17 protein-coding genes are annotated in these 16,739 nt (G+C 63.3%); 5 read left to right on the top strand and 12 right to left on the bottom strand.

The genetic code is table 11. The features are described from left to right. Nucleotides 1-74 precede the first annotated feature (74 nt). Entirely contained in the window at nt 75-1,181 is a 1,107-nt protein-coding gene (locus QP803_RS06585; RefSeq protein ID WP_284946988.1) for a lysine-2,3-aminomutase-like protein, read from the top strand. Here the strand turns inward: QP803_RS06585 and QP803_RS06580 are convergent. Beyond that, nucleotides 1,144-2,472 (bottom strand): NAD(P)/FAD-dependent oxidoreductase, encoded by a 1,329-nt coding sequence (locus QP803_RS06580; protein WP_284946987.1) that lies wholly within the window; start codon nt 2,470-2,472, stop codon nt 1,144-1,146. The two genes, QP803_RS06585 and QP803_RS06580, sit on opposite strands and share 38 nt — an antisense overlap. A 117-nt stretch (nt 2,473-2,589) precedes the next feature. On the opposite strand from QP803_RS06580, the gene QP803_RS06575 reads away from it, so the two are divergent. Continuing rightward, entirely contained in the window at nt 2,590-4,041 is a 1,452-nt protein-coding gene (locus QP803_RS06575; RefSeq protein ID WP_284946986.1) for an AMP nucleosidase, read from the top strand. Between the two features lie 56 nt (nt 4,042-4,097). On the opposite strand, the gene QP803_RS06570 is transcribed toward QP803_RS06575, so the two are convergent. Both QP803_RS06570 and QP803_RS06565 read right to left on the bottom strand, forming a co-directional pair. After that, the gene (locus QP803_RS06570; RefSeq protein WP_284946985.1) at nt 4,098-4,334 is read right to left on the bottom strand and encodes a CsbD family protein; all 237 of its coding nucleotides are present in this window, start codon (nt 4,332-4,334) and stop codon (nt 4,098-4,100) included. Nucleotides 4,335-4,403: 69 nt separating this feature from the next. Continuing rightward, the gene (locus tag QP803_RS06565; protein WP_284946984.1) at nt 4,404-5,888 is read right to left on the bottom strand and encodes a cryptochrome/photolyase family protein; all 1,485 of its coding nucleotides are present in this window, start codon (nt 5,886-5,888) and stop codon (nt 4,404-4,406) included. Between the two features lie 187 nt (nt 5,889-6,075). On the opposite strand from QP803_RS06565, the gene QP803_RS06560 reads away from it, so the two are divergent. Beyond that, nucleotides 6,076-7,236 carry a PA0069 family radical SAM protein gene (locus QP803_RS06560; protein WP_434082891.1) on the top strand — a complete coding sequence of 387 codons (1,161 nt, stop codon included), beginning with the start codon at nt 6,076-6,078 and terminating at the stop codon, nt 7,234-7,236. 4 nt (nt 7,237-7,240) lie between these two features. Here the strand turns inward: QP803_RS06560 and QP803_RS06555 are convergent, their stop codons facing one another. The 6 genes from QP803_RS06555 to QP803_RS06530 form a co-directional block, all read right to left on the bottom strand. Further along, complete coding sequence (locus QP803_RS06555; protein ID WP_284946983.1) at nt 7,241-7,969, bottom strand: SDR family oxidoreductase; 729 nt, start codon at nt 7,967-7,969, stop codon at nt 7,241-7,243. Between the two features lie 36 nt (nt 7,970-8,005). Next, nucleotides 8,006-9,256, bottom strand: a complete 1,251-nt coding sequence (locus tag QP803_RS06550) for a sugar ABC transporter permease (protein ID WP_284946982.1) — start codon at nt 9,254-9,256, stop codon at nt 8,006-8,008. Continuing rightward, nucleotides 9,253-10,074 (bottom strand): ATP-binding cassette domain-containing protein, encoded by an 822-nt coding sequence (locus QP803_RS06545; RefSeq protein ID WP_284946981.1) that lies wholly within the window; start codon nt 10,072-10,074, stop codon nt 9,253-9,255. Before QP803_RS06545 ends, QP803_RS06550 begins: the two co-directional genes overlap by 4 nt. Before the next feature lie 17 nt (nt 10,075-10,091). After that, nucleotides 10,092-11,177: an ABC transporter substrate-binding protein gene (locus QP803_RS06540; protein ID WP_284946980.1), complete on the bottom strand. Its 1,086-nt coding sequence runs from the start codon at nt 11,175-11,177 to the stop codon at nt 10,092-10,094. 55 nt (nt 11,178-11,232) lie between these two features. Further along, nucleotides 11,233-12,216 (bottom strand): AraC family transcriptional regulator, encoded by a 984-nt coding sequence (locus QP803_RS06535; RefSeq protein ID WP_284946979.1) that lies wholly within the window; start codon nt 12,214-12,216, stop codon nt 11,233-11,235. 190 nt (nt 12,217-12,406) lie between these two features. Then, the gene (locus QP803_RS06530) at nt 12,407-13,174 is read right to left on the bottom strand and encodes an SDR family NAD(P)-dependent oxidoreductase (RefSeq protein ID WP_284946978.1); all 768 of its coding nucleotides are present in this window, start codon (nt 13,172-13,174) and stop codon (nt 12,407-12,409) included. Nucleotides 13,175-13,362: 188 nt separating this feature from the next. On the opposite strand from QP803_RS06530, the gene QP803_RS06525 reads away from it, so the two are divergent. Beyond that, on the top strand, nt 13,363-13,590 hold the full coding sequence (locus tag QP803_RS06525) for a hypothetical protein (RefSeq protein WP_284946977.1): 228 nt from the start codon (nt 13,363-13,365) through the stop codon (nt 13,588-13,590). Continuing rightward, nucleotides 13,587-13,763 (top strand): baeRF12 domain-containing protein, encoded by a 177-nt coding sequence (locus QP803_RS06520; RefSeq protein ID WP_284947838.1) that lies wholly within the window; start codon nt 13,587-13,589, stop codon nt 13,761-13,763. The genes QP803_RS06525 and QP803_RS06520 overlap by 4 nt, the downstream gene beginning before the upstream one ends. A 30-nt stretch (nt 13,764-13,793) precedes the next feature. Here QP803_RS06520 and QP803_RS06515 read toward each other — a convergent pair whose 3' ends face one another. The 3 genes from QP803_RS06515 to QP803_RS06505 are packed head-to-tail and all read right to left on the bottom strand — an operon-like array spanning nt 13,794 to nt 16,564. After that, the gene (locus QP803_RS06515; protein ID WP_284946976.1) at nt 13,794-14,189 is read right to left on the bottom strand and encodes a c-type cytochrome; all 396 of its coding nucleotides are present in this window, start codon (nt 14,187-14,189) and stop codon (nt 13,794-13,796) included. Beyond that, the gene (locus QP803_RS06510) at nt 14,186-15,754 is read right to left on the bottom strand and encodes a flavin monoamine oxidase family protein (protein ID WP_284946975.1); all 1,569 of its coding nucleotides are present in this window, start codon (nt 15,752-15,754) and stop codon (nt 14,186-14,188) included. Before QP803_RS06510 ends, QP803_RS06515 begins: the two co-directional genes overlap by 4 nt. A 51-nt stretch (nt 15,755-15,805) precedes the next feature. Continuing rightward, nucleotides 15,806-16,564 carry an IclR family transcriptional regulator gene (locus QP803_RS06505; RefSeq protein WP_284946974.1) on the bottom strand — a complete coding sequence of 253 codons (759 nt, stop codon included), beginning with the start codon at nt 16,562-16,564 and terminating at the stop codon, nt 15,806-15,808. Between the last annotated feature and the right edge of the window lie 175 nt (nt 16,565-16,739).

Genomic DNA, 16,739 nt, shown 5'->3' with positions numbered 1-16,739 from the left:
AGATGGCGCACCGGAAGGTGTGCTGACGTCCGCGTGTGCTAGACACGCGACCCCATCCTTCCACAGGTGCCTTGATGTCGTTTCTCTCTTCCGCGAAATCCGTGGAAGGCCTGGTCTCGTCCGGCTTGCTGGCCCAGCCGACGCCCGGCCTGCTGGCCGTCGCGTCGCAATTCGCGGTTTCCGTCACCCCGGCGATGATGGCCCTGATCGATCCCGACGATACGGCCGACCCCATCGCCGCGCAGTTTGTGCCGAGTGTGCGGGAGCTTGAAACCCATCCCGAGGAGCGCGCGGACCCGATCGGCGACCATGCCTTTAGCCCGGTCGAAGGCATCGTGCATCGCTACCCCGACCGGGTGCTGCTGAAACTGCTGCTCACCTGCCCGGTCTATTGCCGGTTCTGCTTCCGCCGCGAGCAGGTCGGCCAAGGCGATGGCGTGCTGACGCCGGCGGCGCTGGAGGGCGCCTTGGACTATATTCGCGCGCATCCGGAGGTCTGGGAGGTGATCCTGACCGGCGGCGACCCGCTGATGCTGTCGGATCGGCGGTTGGCGGAGGTCATCGAGAGGCTGAACGCCATTCCGCACGTCAAGGTCTTGCGCATCCATACGCGGGTGCCGGTGGTCGATCCCGCCCGCATCACGCCGGCCTTGGTCTCGGCGCTGGGCGGGCGGGCACCGGTCTATGTGCTGCTCCATTGCAACCATGCGCGGGAACTGACGCCGGAAGCGCGCGGCGCCTGTGCGCGCCTCGTCGATGCTGGGATTCCGATGCTGTCGCAATCGGTTCTTCTGCGCGGCATCAATGACACGCCGGAAAGCCTCGGCCTCCTGATGCGCGCCTTCGTGGAGACGCGGGTGAAGCCGCATTACCTGCATCACGGTGACCTGGCGCGCGGCACCAGCCATTTCCGGGTGCCGATCGCCGATGGCCAGGCCTTGCTGAGGGGCCTGCGCGGGCGCCTGTCTGGCCTTTGCCAGCCGAGCTACATGCTCGACCTGCCGGGCGGACACGGCAAGGTGCCGGTCGGCCCGGTCTTCGCCGTGGAGGGGGAGGATGGCTGGCTGTTGGAAGATTTCAACGGCCACCGGCACGCCTACCGCGATCTCGGTTCCCTCGCGCGGGACGAGCTCTCCGACGAAGTCAAAACCGCTCCGGCCGATAGGGCGTCGGGTCGGTGAAGGGCGTGTCGCCGGTCATCATGGCGGCGAGAAGCCGCCCCGTGGTTGGACCCAGCGTCAGTCCCTGATGGGCGTGACCGAAGGCATACCAGGCGCCCTTCTGCCCCGGTGCGGCACCGATGATGGGCAGCATATCGGGCGTGCAAGGGCGTGCGCCCATCCAGGGTTCGGCGTCCATCCGGGTGCCGAGCCCCGGGAGCAGCCGCCGTGCCGCAGGCTCGGCCCGCGCCAGTTGCACCGGCGTCGGCTCGGCATCCCGATGCGCGAATTCTGCGCCCGTCGTGAGCCGGATGCCGCGCCGCATGGGGATGAGCATATAGCCGTTCGCGACGTCCAGAACCGGGCCGGTCAGCAGCGCATTGCCGCCCGCCTTAGTGACATCCGGCTGGTAATGCATGTGGTAGCCGCGCTTGACGAAGAGCGGCGGCGCGTAGCCCAGCGGCTTCGTCACGTCTGGCGCGAAGGCACCCAGGGCGATCACCACCTCCGGCGCGGAGATGGGCGCCGCGATGGCGCCACCCGCGCCGGTGACACGCCATGCCGCGCCCGCGCGAGTGAGTGTGCGCGCATTGCCGAAGCGAACCCGGCCGCCGAGACGCTCGAACAACGCGGTATAGGCGAGGGTCAGGGCATGGGGATCGATGACGCCCACAGGCTGGGTCCAGTGCAACCCGCCCGCGAGGCCTGAGCGGATATGCGGCTCGTGGCGCGCCAACGCCGCACTGTCCATGGCGACATGCTCGACACCATATTCACGGCGCATGACTTCGGCTTCGGCCAGGGCCGCCGCGAGCACCTTGGGATCCTCATGCGCCTGGGTCCAGCCGCCGGGGCGCAGCAAATCCATCGCCCCGGCGGCTTCGGCCAGTGCCACATGATCATCGACGCAATGGGCGATGAGCTGCGCATAGGCATGCGCGATGGTGCGATAGCGCCCCTGCTCCGAATTCTGCCAATAGCCGAGGAAGGGCCGCAGCAGGCGCGGCAGCATGGCCGGGTGGTAATAGGCATCGGTCGATCGATTGGTCGCGTAGCGCAGCAGGTCGCCGAGGTTGCGCGGAAAGAGATGCGGAAACACCGCTTCCCGTTGAATGAGGCCGGCATTGCCGAAGGAGGTTCCCTCCCCCGGCCCCTGGCGATCGACCAGCACCGTGTTTCGCCCGCGCATTTGGAGATGCACGGCGATGGACACGCCCACGATGCCGCCGCCAAGGACGATGACATCCGCTTCTTCTGGCCCGTCTTGTGGGCCCGCTTCCGTTTGGAAAGGCGATGACTGCGTTTCGAGCATCTTACGGAGCTACAGGACCGGCGGCTTTTTGCCCAGCGGCCGATCCCCGCGAGGACGGGGTGGTGTCTGCCGCTCTTCTCGTCTAACCGGAGCGGGATGCGGCTGGAGAGCGTTGACATGGACGATCTGACCCCCGAACAGGCGGTGGCCCGGCTGGAGTTGAGCTACGATCACGCCTGCACCGCCCTGCGTGAGGCCTTGTCGCGCTACGTCAAGACTGGGGTGCCGCCGACGGCGGCCGAGCGTCGGCACTTCCGCTATCCGCGCCTGCATGTGACCTGGCATCCCACCGGCCCCATCCGCCACACGACGCGCGCCTGGGCGAAGCTGCAGGAACCCGGCGTTTACAGCACCACCATCACACAGCCGGCCTTCTTCCGGCGCTACCTGCTGGAACAGCTTGAACCGCTGGTCGAGGAATTCGGCGCGACGCTTTCGGTCAGCGTCAGCGACCTCGAAATCCCCTATCCCTATGTCACCGAACTCGGCGACGAATTCGTGCATGGCGAAGTGCAGGTGCATGACCTCGCGCGGTTGTTTCCAACGCCGATGCTGTCCTCCGTCGGCGATGAGGTCGCGGACGGGTTGTGGGTCTTCAATCCTGCGGAGCCACGACCGCTGGCGCTGTTCGACGCCGTGCGTGTGGATTTTTCGCTCAAGCGGCTGCAGCATTATTCCGGCACCGACTGGCGCACGGTGCAGCCCTGGATTCTGCTGACCAACTACAAGCGCTATGTCGATGGCTTCGTGCGCTATGCGCTGGAGGAGATTGCGCGGCAGGATGGCCCCTTCGTCGCCCTGCATCTGCCCGGCGGTGGCAGCATCACGCGGCAGACATCGCCCGAAGAGGCGGCGGCCATTGTCGCGAACGCCCCGTGGCAGAATTTCCAGATGCCGGCCTATAGCCTGGCGCGGGAAGACGGCCAGGGCGTGACCATCGTCAATATCGGCGTCGGCCCCTCCAACGCGAAGAACATCACAGACCATCTGGCCGTTCTTCGGCCCAATTGCTGGCTGATGATCGGCCATTGCGGTGGCTTGCGGCAGAGCCAGGTGATTGGCGATTACGTGCTCGCCCACGGCTATCTGCGCCGCGACCGCATTCTGGACGATCTGCTGCCACCGGAGGTGCCGGTGCCCGCGCTCGCCGAAGTGCAGCTTGCCTTGCAGGAAGCGGCGGCGCGCGTCACGGGGGATCGCGGCGAGGCGCTGAAGCGCCGGCTCCGCACCGGTACCGTCGTCAGCTACGACGATCGCAACTGGGAATTGCGCTGGTCGCATGAGCGGCTGCGGATCAATCTGAGCCGCGCCATCGCGGTGGATATGGAAAGCGGCACGCTGGCGGCGCAAGGCTATCGCCTCCGAGTACCCTACGGCACGCTGCTCTGCGTGTCCGATAAGCCGCTGCATGGCGAGATTAAGTTGCCGGGGGCCGCGACGGCTTTCTATCAGCGCGCAGTCGGTGAGCATCTGGCGATTGGGCTGGAGACGATCGACTTGCTGCGCGGGCAATTGCATTCACTGCATTCACGCAAGCTTCGGGCCTTCGACGAACCGGTCTTCCGGTAAGCCGAAGGCCCAATCGTCGTAGGGCGGAAAAGCGAAGCGTAATCCGCCGCAGAGCGTTAGAGAATGCGCATGCGCCCGAGCAGATAGCCGATGGCGAGGATCGCCAAGCCAGCGACCAAGGGCTGCTCGCGGATCATGTCGCCGGCTTCGCCAAGATAGCCTTCGGCCTGACCACGCGCCTGATTCATCTTGCCGCGAAGCTGCGTATCGGCATCGCCGGCAAACCCACCGACGGCATCCTGCACGCGGCCGGCGGCTTCACGCGCGGCGCCCGTAAACTTGTTCTGGTCCATGTGTGGCTCCTCTTTTTATTCAGACCATCCTCAGGTGGGTCGGACCCGCACGCGCGCAAGCGGCGCTCGCTACACAAGCTGATCAGCGCGCTTGCCGCCGGTGTCGCGCAAGGCCGCGAGAGCTCGCGCCCGGCCCTCCGCGAGATCGATCATCGGTTTTGGATAGGTCTTGCCGAGAATGATGCCGGCTGCGGCGAGCGCCGTGTTCGGCGCGGCCCAAGGCTCATGGATGAAGCGCGTGTCGAGCTTTGTCAGTTCCGGCACCCAGCGGCGCACGTAATCGCCGTCCGGGTCGAACTTGGTGCCCTGGAGCACGGGGTTGAAGATGCGGAAAAAGGGCGCGGCATCGGCGCCGCAGCCTGCGACCCATTGCCAATTGACGCTGTTATTCCCGAGATCGGCGTCCACCAACGTCTCCCAAAACCAGGCCTGACCGTCTTCCCACGGCACCAGCAGATGTTTCACGAGGTAGGAGGCGGTGATCATGCGGACACGGTTATGCATCCACCCGATCGACCACAGCTGACGCATGCCGGCATCGACGATGGGCACGCCCGTTTGGCCACGCTGCCAGGCCTTTAGGGCGCGCGGGTCGCGGCGCCAACGAAAGGCTTTGAACTCCGGCCGCAGCGGTTCTTCCGGCACGGTCGGATGATGCCACAGCACATGGGCGGCGAATTCGCGCCAGATCAGTTCGCGCCGGTAGGCGACCGGGCCGGCAGTGTGCGGATGATCGGTATGGAGGGTCGCGGCCCAGACCTGGGTGGGCGAAATCTCTCCCCAATGCAGGAAGGGCGACAGTGACGAACTGCCCGCCTTCGACACTGCATTGCGCCCGACATCGTACCCATTGACGGCCTCATCCAGAAAACGATCGAGCGTTGCGGCAGCGCCGGCCTCGCCCGGAACCCAGGCGTCGGCAAACTGCGCGTCCCAGGTGATCGTCGGCCGCAGCGCCCAGTCACTGATATCCTCAGAAGCGGGAAGATCCGCGCCCTTGATCCGCTTCGGTGCCGGCACCGGCGTGCCGATCGGAACGCCGCGCAGGAAAGCATTGGCGAAGGGCGTGAAGACGCCGAAGGGCTTGCCCGCCTGGGTCGTGATCGTATCCGGGTCGTGCAGCAGCACGGTCGGGTGTCGGTGGAAGGCGCAGTCGGTGCCCTTCAGGTGTTTTGCGACAGCATCGTCAGCCGCTCTCTCCCAGGGTTCGGGCAGAATGCCGGTATGGATGGCGCAAGCATCGACCTCCTTCGCGAGCGCCAGGATGACCTCGGCGCTGTCACCACGGCGCAGCACAAGGCCGGTGCCGTGGTGTCGCAAGACCGCGTGCAGCTGCGTGAGGCTGTGGTGAAGCCACCACCGCGCGGCGCCGCCGGCCTTCCAGGCACCGGCTTTGCCATCATCCAGGACAAAGACCGGAAGGACGGGTGCCCCACTGGCGACCGCGGCGCCAAGTGCCGCCTGATCCGTCAGGCGCAGGTCGCGCCGAAACCACACGATGGCCGGACGTGAGTCTTTTTTCGATGTCACCATGAGAGAGAGGTAGTGCGACATGGAACGCGGGGAAGGACGGCCCTCGTGAATTGCCCGTCACGGCTTGATGCGCGGACGTGTTGGTAGTGGGTCTCACCCTTCCGCGCGCCCTATGTTCCTGTTTTGTTCTTGACGCGCGAAGGCCTTTTCGGGCATTTTCGCCTGGATGTCAGGTTCGCCTGGGTGTCAGGCATGGGGGCAGCGAGCAATGGCCATCGACGGAGCAGCAGGCGCCACCATCGCGATCGGACGGCCAATGCCGCTACCAGCGGCAGCGGAGCGCGCGCGGCAGTTCGGCCAGGAAACCGATGTCCGGAAGGGGCGCGGCGCCATCTCCAACCCCAAGAACAGGTTCGAGGCCGCCGCCACGTCTCCCTTTGACGATGGCTGGCCGATCGACGCGAGCCCCCTGGGTGCCCCGCTGCCGACGGAGCTCATTCGCGATAACAGCCGCAGCGTCATCAGCTACAATCGCAGCCCCGATCTGGGTTTCGATCGTTCTCTGAACGCCTACAGGGGATGTGAACACGGCTGCATCTATTGTTTTGCGCGCCCGACGCATGCCTATCTGGTCTACTCGGCTGGCACGGACTTCGAGACAAAGCTGCTGTTCAAGCCAGATGTCGCCCGCTTGTTGGAGGCCGAGATCGGCAAGCCCGGATACGTTCCTCGCCCAATCGCCTTAGGATCTAACACCGACCCTTACCAGCCGGTGGAACGGACCCTTCGGCTGACCCGATCGGTTCTGGAGGTCTTGGCGAAGCATCATCACCCCTTCACGATCGTCACCAAGTCGAGCGGGATTCTTCGCGATCTCGACATCATCGCACCCATGGCGGAACGCCGGCAGGCCAGGGTGTATATTTCCCTGACGACACTCGACGCTGACCTCGCCCGGCGGATGGAGCCACGCGCAACCGCGCCCTCGCTGCGCCTGCAAGCCATGTCGCACCTGGCCGAAGCGGGGGTGCCCGTTTCCGTGCTCGCGGCGCCGATGATACCCGGCCTGAACGATAGCGAGTTGGAAAGCATCCTCGCCGCTTCGGCACGCGTGGGTGCCAGTCATGCCGGATACGTGCTGCTGCGGCTTCCGCTGGAGGTGGCCAAGCTGTTCGAGGATTGGATCCATGCCCACTATCCCGATCGGGCCCGACGCGTCCTGAACCTCATTCGAGAGACGCGGGGCGGATCCCTGAACGATTCGGCGTTCGGCGACAGGTTCGTGGGCACCGGAGCTTTCGCCGATCTGCTGAGGCGGCGCTTCGCCGTGGCGTCGAAGAAGCTCGGCTTCGCGGACCGCGAGGACCTCGACTGCTCACGCTTCTCTCGGCCGCATGCGGCGGCAGGGGCGCAGCTGTCGCTGCTTTAGGCGCTTAAAGATCGAGGCTCTGCGGCAGGATGACCAAATCGCGAATGACGACATTGCGCGGTCTCGTCACCATAAACAGCACGGCCGCCGCCACTTCCTTCGGTTCCATCACACTGCCGGTCGCGATCGCGTCATCGAGCTTGGCCTTGGGCCAATCGTTCAGAAGCGCCGTGACCACGGGACCCGGTGCCACGCCACCGACGCGAATGCCGTGCTTGGAGACCTGACGCCGAACCGTATGGATGAAGGCCTGAACGGCATGTTTGGACGCCGTGTAGATCGGCTCCCACACCACGGGCACGAGGCCGGCGACTGAACTGGTGACGACGATGTCCCCCATTTTGCGTTCGACCATATGCGGCAGCACAGCGTGGATCGCACGGAAGGTGGCATTGACATTGAGGTTGAGCATCCGGTCCCAGGCATCAGGGTCGCCGTCCACCACCTCCCCACCAACATAGGATCCCGCATTCGCGTGAAAGATATCCAATTGGCCGGCCTTCGCCAGGATCTGCGGCATCATGCCGTTGACGCTGTCAGGGTCCGTGAGATTGATGACGAGGGGGATGGCGTCCGGACCCATCTCTGCACAGAGGCGCGCAAGCGTCTCCTGGTCCCGGTCGATCAGCACCACCCGCGCCCCTGCGGCGAGGAAACCCCGCGCGCAGGCGAGGCCGATGCCCGATGCGGCGCCGGTCACCGCTGCGACCTGACCCGACAATGCGTTATCCATTGGGCTTCCTTTCGGTAAACGACATGGTGCCTGCGATCAGGCTCGGCCGTGGGATACGCGCGACCGGCGGGCGAGCGAATCGACAATGACCGCGATGGCGAGAACACCGCCGGTGATCATGTATCGGAGCGAGGATGACAGATCGAGCAGAGTGAGACCGCTCGCAATCGATTGGATGACGATGATGCCGAGCAGGGCCGAATAGGCGCTGCCCCGGCCGCCGAACAGGCTGGTGCCGCCGATCACAGCCGCCGCAATGGCATCGAGATTGACATCGCCGGTGCCCGCTTGCTGGCTCGCCGAGGCGAGGCGTGCCGATGACAGGACACCGCCAAGAGCGGCGAGCATCGAGCACAGCATAAAGGCGCTCGTGTAGATCAGGCGGACATTGATGCCCGCACGGCGCGCAGCTTCGCGATTGCCGCCGACGGCCGTCACCCAACGCCCCCATTTGGTTCGCGTCAGGGCGTAATCCGTCGCGACCACCAATCCGACGAACAGCCCGAACATCCAGGGCACGCCGCGATCGCCGTTCAAGTAGAAGGCGATCAGCTCCAACACGACCGTGATCACGACGGCACGGAATAGCAGCGCAGTGAGCGACTGCGACGACAGCCCCGCCGCACGGCGACGGGCGGCCGTGCGGTAGCCGATCACGGAGGTGACGATGCCGGGAAGCGCCGCGATGACATAGGCGACGCTATGCGGCATGAACAAGGACTGGCCGAAGTTCACCACGGGCGAGCCATACGGCAAGTTGATCGATCCACTTTCGCCGAGGATGTAGAGCTGCAGGCCAAGAATGGCGAGAAGACCGGCCAGCGTCGAGACGAAGCTCGGCATTCCGAACCGATTGAATAACTGCGCGTACAGCAGGCCGATGACGCCGCCGGCCACCACCGCCGCGATGATCGCGAGCCATACGGGCAAGCCCTGATTGACCCAGAGCACGCCCACCATGGCCGAGGCGAAGCCGCTGACGGAGCCGACCGAGAGGTCGATTTCACCGACCATCAAGATGCAGACGATGCCGAGCGAAATGACACCGACCGTTGATGAGTCGAAGAGCAGATTGACGAGGTTGTTGCTGGACAGAAAGACCGTATTAAGACTCTCGAACACCGTCCCGATGATCGCCAAGCCGATGACGACCGGCAAAGCCCCCAATTCGCCCGAACGCACCCGGTCGAGGAAGGCGCGGATCGCGCCACCCACGCCGCTCGCATGCGTAACCCGCTCGTCACTGCGGTCGAGCAAGGGTGTGGCCATTTTGCTGTCGTCGCTCATGGCCGCACCTCCTCCGTAGTCTCTCGCGGCGCCTGCCGCCGTCCGGACCGGCGCGAGACGGCATTGTCTGCGGCCCCGGTGATCGCGCTGACCAGGTCCTGGTTCGAGGTATCAGGATAGAAGACACCGTTGTTGCGCCCGAGCCGAAGCACGACGATGCGATCCGCCACGGCACGCACGTCTTCCATATTGTGGCTGATCATCACGACACCGAGGCCACGCTCACGCACCCGCTCGATCAGATCGAGAACTTCTGCCGTTTGCGCGACGCCCAGCGCCGCCGTTGGCTCATCAAGCAGGATGAGCTTCGGGTCGAGCAGAAGCGAGCGCGCAATCGCGACGGTCTGTCGTTGACCGCCGGAGAGTGCGCTGACCGCTTCCCGCACGCTGGGGATTCGCGCAGAAAGCTCGCGCAATAACGTCCAGGCCCGCATCTCCATCGCAACTTCGTCTAACTGGAAGGGATGGAGTTCTTTGCCGAGAAAGATATTGGCGACCACATCCAGGTTCTCGCAGAGGGCGAGATCCTGGAAGACCGTGGCGATGCCAAGGGCAAGCGAGGCACTCGGGTCGGCGGGTGACACGACTTTGCCGCGAAAACTCATCGTGCCGGCGCTCGCCTGGTGAACGCCGGCGAGGATCTTGACCAAGGTCGATTTCCCCGCGCCGTTGTCGCCGACGAGTGCCACGACTTCACCGGCATGCACATCGAGGTCGATCTCGGTCAGGGCCGAGACCGCGCCGAAGTGCTTGGAAATGCCCCGCAGGCTGAGCACCAACTCTCCCGCCGGAACCGGTCGCTGCACGGTGTCTGTCATCGTAGAAAGCCTTCGTCTCAGGGCGTGATGCCAAGCGTCTTGCAGCCGTCGGCATAGCGGCCGGTGCACAGCACCGCGGCGGACTCGATGGGCTGCCCGTTGACCATCTTATCGACGATTTCGGCCTTGAGATTGCCTGCAGTAACGAGCGCCGGCGTGAACAGCTGCGTCGGCGTGCCGAACAGCGATGCGTTCGCCTTCGGCGTCTCACCCTTCAAAAGCGTGATCGCGACATTCGCGGCCGCCGCTGCCACGATCTCACTCGGTTTCGAAATCGTGTTGTACTGATCACCGGCGATGATGAGCTGCAAGCCCGCGATGGTGGCGTCATTGCCGGTGACGGGCGGCACCGGGTTGACGCCAGCCGCCTTCAAAGCGGCGATCGCCGCGCCGCCCGTGCCATCATTGGCGGCGACGACACCCACGATCTTCTTACCGAAGCGCGAGACCTGGCCGCCGACCCATTGCTGCGCCTTGCTCGGATCCCAGTTCGGCGTGTCGTATTCGGCGAGTGTCGCGTAGCCACCGCCGGCAAGGCCCTCGTGAACGCCTTTCTTGATCAGACCGGCCGCCGCATCGGTCGGTGATCCATTGACTTCAAGCACGCCGACATCGCTCGTCGGGACGTTCATCGCCTTGAGATGTTGCACCAGCGATTGTGCGATCACCTTGCCAATCTCCTCGTTATTAAAGGAGACATAGTAATCGGCCGTCGCGGAGGGGATGGGCCGATCATAGGCGATGACCTTGATGCCCTGGCTTTGGGCCATGTGAACCAAGGACGCCGCTGCCGTCGAATCGACCGGGTCGATGATGATGGCTTTCGCGCCCTGCGAAATGACCGAGTTGAATTGCTGTTGTTGCCGCGAGGCATCGGCATCGGCGTTCTGGTAGAGCACGGTACAGGTGGGGCAAAGCCTCTTCATCTCCGCGACGAAGCCCGGACGATCGTGCTGTTCGTATCGGGTTGACCCTTCATCGGGCATCAGGAACGCCACCTTGACGTTCGAGACATCGGCCGCCGACGCATAGGTTGCCGTGCCACCCAGCAACCCCAGAACAAGGGCGGCAGAGCCCATCACTTTGCTTGCGGCCATGGTCATCCGAAACTCTCCGTTTGACAGAGATTTTTTCATTGGTTTTCTCCCTTTTTCGGCGTTAAGCGATGCGGTGTTCAACCTCGACCGCGCATGCCAGATTCAGTCGATGGCAGTTCCGAAAGACGGTCGGAGACACGCCCTTCTGTTGCAGGAACTGCCTGTTGAAATTGGAAAGATTGTTGAAGCCAGTCTGATAACAGACATCGGTGATCTTCACGCGCGTTGACGTCAGCATCTCGCAGGCAAGGTGAATTCTGAGCCCATTGACGTATTGGACGAAGGTCAGTCCCGTATGGCGGCTGAACTGCCGCGAAAAGGTCTCCCTGCTGCAACCACACAAAGCCGCCAATTCGCTCTCTCGCAGAAGCTCGGTATAATTCGCGCGGACATGGGCGAGAACATGGTTGAACGTATTCTCCATGTAGTCGGCGGGGGCTGCTTTGTAAGCAGCGCTTGCAAGCAGACGCCGATCTCCCCCCTCACTCAAAAACCTCAAGAGTTTGAGGAAGAGTTCGATCCGCTCGATACCCACCGCGTGTTGCAATGCGAAGATGACCGGCCTCACCCGGTCTGCCGTGGCTTCCGAAAACTCGACACCGCGTTGGGACTCCTGCAACAGAGACCAAACGTCTTCGAGTTCCGGGAACATCTCCAGGCACGAGTTGATGTATTCGGCAGTGAACTGCACGAAGATGCAGCGGCATGCAATGACCGCACCCGGTTCCGTGTCACTGATCCAATTATGAGGCACGTTCGGACCGGTCATGACCAGATTGCCTGGCGCAAAAGAACCAAGATAGTCACCGACAAAGGCTCGGCCGGTTGTTTCGACAATCAGATGGATTTCGTATTCCGGATGAAAATGCCACCGCACAGTCCGATAGGGATAGCCATGGGAGCGAACGGTAAAGGAACGCGCGCCACCGAACTCGACCAATTCAAGGTCGGGCATCATGCCGACCAGGTCGTCATCGCGACGGCGGCCGCGCGACGACGTCCGGGTATGGGGTGGCAATACGGTCCTTTGGCCGGACGATAGCATGACATTCCCTCCGCAATCCGTTTCACGCGAGCCTAGCCCGCGGACGGATTTTGTTGCTACGGTCATGATACGGCGTTCGGTTTCGCAAGCTACCTGTATCGCGGCAACCGCTTGATACTTTTTTGCGCTCTCGCTTGATTTTGTTTCGCTGTTACGAAAGCGTGCCGCTCAACCGATAGGCGGTGGCCTATCAACGAAGCGTATACCCACCGTCAATCGTCAGCACTTCTCCCGTGATATAGCTCGACGCCTTGGACGCCATGAACAGAACCGCCTGCGCGACCTCCTCCGGCTCGCACACCCGCCCCATGGGCGTCATGTCCAGCCAGATCTTCGCCCAAACAGGATTCTCCAGCCCGCCCTTGGTCATGTCCGTGCGCACATAGCCGGGGGCAATTGCATTGACCCGGATGCCTGACGCCGCGAATTCACTGGCGAGCGACTTCGTCAGCATATGCACCGCGGCCTTCGACGCATTGTACACCGCCTGATTCTGCGGGACATTGGCGATGATGCCGGAAATGGAGCCGATATTGACGATCGCGCCCCCACGGCCTTGGGCGATCATATGACGCGCGCCTTCGCGGCAGCAGAGGAACGTGCCCTTGAAGTTGGTATCGACCACGGTATTCCAAAGTTCCGCATCGACATTGGTCGTATCGCGATGGCGCGCCACGCCGGCACTATTGACGAGAATGTCGATCCCGCTCTCTGACGCAGACCGCGCCAGCGTCTCGCAAACCTGCTCCTCGGACGTGACATCCAAAGCGACGAACTGCGCGCTGACACCCGCTTGTGTCAAAGATCGCACCGCAACCTCGCCTTCCTGGACAGAGCGTCCGGCAATGGTGACGCTCGCTCCCGCTTGACCGAGCAAATGCGCACACGCCAAGCCGATACCGCGTGTGCCACCGGTAATGAAGGCGGCGCGCCCGCTGAGATCAATTTCATAGGCCATGACTGTTCCTCAATGATGATGGTTTAGGTGCCGCTGCGTGAGGGCCTGCGCCGTAAAGACTTGGCTACCTCAAGACAGCGCGGAGACTGATACTTTTGTGCCAACCCTTATTCGGAGCCGCGACGCCTCACCCTTTCGTTATTGGCGCCAACGTTCACTTGCAAGAGGATTATCGGTAGAGATTGAGCATGAGCAAACATGAAAACACGTGGTACGTCATCGCTGATGGTGGCAAGGCCCGGATCCTGACCCGCCATGATGATCATTTTCACACCATTCATCGTTTCGACGCGGCAGGTGGTGGCGAGATCGACACCAACGCGTCTGAAGGCGAGCATCAGCTAAAGGCGCCGCACGCCGATCCCAAGTCAGAGATCAAAAAGGCCTTCGCGCGCGTCGTCGCCCCGATTATCTGAACAAAGCGCCGGCTGCTGATGTGAGCGCAATCGTTCTGGCAGCACCCGCCCATGTGCTGCAGGACATTCGTGAAGGTCTGGACAAAGCAACGGCGGCGAAGCTCACCAAAAGCCTGAGCAAAGACTTCACGAACCTGTCGGACCATGACATTTCCGCGCATTTCAGCGACTGAACACGCGCGTTGACGGTCGCGGCTGCGCTGTCATGGTGACGGGCGTTCCCGTTTAACGTCCGCGGCGGTCGGCGCGTCAGCATAGGCATTGCCGAAATGCGTTTGAAGATACGCCACGACATCTGCGACTTGCTGATCCGTGAGCGTAAAGGCGAAGGACGGCATATCCCGTTGTCCCCGCAAAATGAGAGCAACGGGATAGCCCGGCGCCTGTAGCCGCGTATCATGTGCGAGCGATGGATAGCGGCCGGCACCCTCGGCGCCACGTCCATCGGGCATATGGCAAGCGGCGCAAATGCCCCCGTAGATGGTTGCACCCCCTTGCTCGGTGAAATGGGTCGGACTGCCGAAGGTCTGTCCCATGGCGGGCGCTGCGCCGCCCGCAAGCGCCGCCACTATGCCCATCGCGCCCAACGCGCGCCTCATGATTTCATCACCCGCTCATGCAGGCGCGTGATCGCGTCCAAGGATGACAGCACAGCGCCTTCCTGCCAGGCCGGGATATAGGAGGCGTGTTCACCGGCGAGAAGAATGCGGCCATCGATGGCGCAGAGATCGCGGTAATGCTGGGCCCGCGCGGCCTCTGTCCATTGGCCATAACAGCCGAGATTGGACGGCACACGATGCCAAGCCACGGCGAAACCATTGTCGAATTCAGCGGGGTATTGCGGATGAACCTGAGCGCCGAAGGCGACGGCCTTAGCGATCCGCTCCGCGGGGCTGAGCGACTCTAACTCCAACGCATAGGTTCCGAAGGCATAGGCACCGAGCAGAACGCCCTTGCCGCTGTCGAAATAACCGGTGGCCGGATAGCCGATCATCGTAATCGGCAGATCGGTGTAACTGATGCCGCCATAGATGGCCTCATCCGTCTCCCAGAACCGCCGATGGAATTGCAAGCCGATCTTGACCGAGGCGCTATAGGGAACGGCATTGATGGCGGCCGCCATGGGCGCGCCCACGTTCATCTCGATCTGACTGAGCACCGAGAGGGGAATGGTGCACAGGCACCAGTCCGCATGCGACTGCTGCGTGGTCTTCGACACCGTGTCTTCCCACGTCACATGCACGCCGCCCTCATCCTGCGCGATGGCGGTGACGCGGGCATTCAGCTGGACGAGGTCACTCACCTCACGCGCAAAAGCCCGCGCGATCATGTCCATCCCGCCCACAGGCTGGAACAAGGTGGTTTGATAATCATAGTCCAAACCGACACTCAAGCGGCGCCACAGATGCGACTGCAACAGGTCCGACGGTCGCAGTGGGGTGGAATCGATCGGCTCCGCCGATAGGCCGCCGCCGGGGGATTTCCGCCAGCCCCGACGCTCACTGGCATAGGGGCCTTCCTTATAGGCGTAGGTGTCATCAAGAGCGCCCCAATCCTGAAGGGCGGCGAGCAAAACCTCCGTGTCTTCCTTCGACACCAGGGCATTGAGCCGGTCTGTCTTCACGGCCTTGGCCAGCATTTCAGACACCGCGCCGTTGAAATCGGCCTGAACCGCGCGGGCGCGCTGAGGTTGGCCACCGAAGGCATCCTTGCCATGCAGATAGGCATTCGCGTTGAGCTGAATGAAGGGCTCCATCGCCACCCCAAGGCGCTTGCAGTAATCGAGCAGCGCGCGATGGTGATAGGGAATGCGCCAGGGACCGGGATTAAGATAAAGCCCCGGATCAAAACCACAGTCCTGCGTGGCGCCTCCCAGCTCGGTGAAGCGATCGCCGCCACGGATGGTCCAGGTGCGGCCGCCGACGCGACCATTATACTCCAGCACCTGCACGCGGTAGCCCGCCTTGCGAAGCTCAAGCGCCGCGACCATGCCGGCAAGGCCTGCGCCGAGGATCAGCACGGACGCGCCCTTCGGGTCGCCAGAGAGTGCAATCGGCCCAGTGTAATCAGACTCCTGCGCATGGCCCAGGCGGGTCATCGCCAGCAAAAGCGCCGAACTACCGGCTGCGGCACCGATCAGCGACAGCAGGTCGCGTCGCCGCATGGGGGGTGTCTCCGCTGGGGTCATGGGAAAGCCTTTCCGCAATGCCTCACTCTAGCGCAAGCCGGCCTGGCGCGCTGCCTCCTGGCAGGCCGCCCTCAGCGCCGGCAGATGCGACATCAAGGCGTCTTCCTCGCCCTGCCGCCGCAGGCAGGCCATGATGAGACTCGCCACGGCGACGCCGTCGCTATCAAGAACGGGACAACAGAGATCGACCAGCCCGACGAAATGCCGGCTTTCGTGATGGTCGAAGCCAGCTTGGCGGATGCGGGCCAGATCCGCCCGCAAGACGGTTTCGTCGGCCCCAGGCGGCAGAAGCGCCAGGGACTCGCGGATCATCGCGTCCTGCACTGCGGCGTTCTGGAAGGCGATGATGACCTTGCCCGATGTCGCGTCTAGCGCGGGGCGATGGAAACCAAGCTTCAGCCTGAAGGTGATTTCGCTACCACCGGAGGCCCCGCCGATCACCACCGTCTGCCCCTGATAGACCACCACCAGATGCAGGGAATGCTCCGTAATCTCGGCCAAGGCGTTCATCACGGGCATGGTGGCGGACACCAGATCGCGGGCGCGCGGCGTGCGAAGCCCCAGGGTGAACAGCCGGTCGGTCAGCATCAGCGTGTCACTGTCTGGATCGCGGGCGACATAGCCCCGCTCCAGCAGGACCATCATCATCCGGAAGATTTCGCTTTTGGAGCGGCCGAGTTCGGCGGCCAGGCGCGTGAGCGACAAAGGCTGCTGCTGGCGCGACAGCATCTCAAGGATATCGAGACCCTTTTCGAGGGCCGGTGCCGAATAGGTCGTCTTCGTCATGGCCGCAGCCTATGCGCTCGCACTTATTGTTGCCAGTTTCATATCTGGCATTGACTCCACTGGCAAAACTTACCTAGCCTGAGTTTGTCCCGCTGTAGACCGTGCCCGCCATCCCGAATGAGGAGGCCGCCGCTTGAGACGATTGAAGGGACGCCGCGTCCTAAACGGTGCCGGC

Source organism: Acidisoma sp. PAMC 29798 (genome assembly GCF_030252425.1).
In the GTDB taxonomy this organism is placed as follows: domain Bacteria; phylum Pseudomonadota; class Alphaproteobacteria; order Acetobacterales; family Acetobacteraceae; genus Acidisoma; species Acidisoma cladoniae.
This window is presented reverse-complemented; position numbering and strand designations above follow the sequence as displayed.

Bases quoted from the DNA above. Each gene is read 5' to 3' on its own strand.
- QP803_RS06585 (WP_284946988.1), top strand. From the start codon at position 75: ATGTCGTTTCTCTCTTCCGCGAAATCCGTGGAAGGCCTGGTCTCGTCC.
- QP803_RS06580 (WP_284946987.1), bottom strand. From the start codon at position 2,472: ATGCTCGAAACGCAGTCATCGCCTTTCCAAACGGAAGCGGGCCCACAA.
- QP803_RS06575 (WP_284946986.1), top strand. From the start codon at position 2,590: ATGGACGATCTGACCCCCGAACAGGCGGTGGCCCGGCTGGAGTTGAGC.
- QP803_RS06570 (WP_284946985.1), bottom strand. From the start codon at position 4,334: ATGGACCAGAACAAGTTTACGGGCGCCGCGCGTGAAGCCGCCGGCCGC.
- QP803_RS06565 (WP_284946984.1), bottom strand. From the start codon at position 5,888: ATGTCGCACTACCTCTCTCTCATGGTGACATCGAAAAAAGACTCACGT.
- QP803_RS06560 (WP_434082891.1), top strand. From the start codon at position 6,076: ATGGCCATCGACGGAGCAGCAGGCGCCACCATCGCGATCGGACGGCCA.
- QP803_RS06555 (WP_284946983.1), bottom strand. From the start codon at position 7,969: ATGGATAACGCATTGTCGGGTCAGGTCGCAGCGGTGACCGGCGCCGCA.
- QP803_RS06550 (WP_284946982.1), bottom strand. From the start codon at position 9,256: ATGAGCGACGACAGCAAAATGGCCACACCCTTGCTCGACCGCAGTGAC.
- QP803_RS06545 (WP_284946981.1), bottom strand. From the start codon at position 10,074: ATGACAGACACCGTGCAGCGACCGGTTCCGGCGGGAGAGTTGGTGCTC.
- QP803_RS06540 (WP_284946980.1), bottom strand. From the start codon at position 11,177: ATGACCATGGCCGCAAGCAAAGTGATGGGCTCTGCCGCCCTTGTTCTG.
- QP803_RS06535 (WP_284946979.1), bottom strand. From the start codon at position 12,216: ATGCTATCGTCCGGCCAAAGGACCGTATTGCCACCCCATACCCGGACG.
- QP803_RS06530 (WP_284946978.1), bottom strand. From the start codon at position 13,174: ATGGCCTATGAAATTGATCTCAGCGGGCGCGCCGCCTTCATTACCGGT.
- QP803_RS06525 (WP_284946977.1), top strand. From the start codon at position 13,363: ATGAGCAAACATGAAAACACGTGGTACGTCATCGCTGATGGTGGCAAG.
- QP803_RS06515 (WP_284946976.1), bottom strand. From the start codon at position 14,189: ATGAGGCGCGCGTTGGGCGCGATGGGCATAGTGGCGGCGCTTGCGGGC.
- QP803_RS06510 (WP_284946975.1), bottom strand. From the start codon at position 15,754: ATGCGGCGACGCGACCTGCTGTCGCTGATCGGTGCCGCAGCCGGTAGT.
- QP803_RS06505 (WP_284946974.1), bottom strand. From the start codon at position 16,564: ATGACGAAGACGACCTATTCGGCACCGGCCCTCGAAAAGGGTCTCGAT.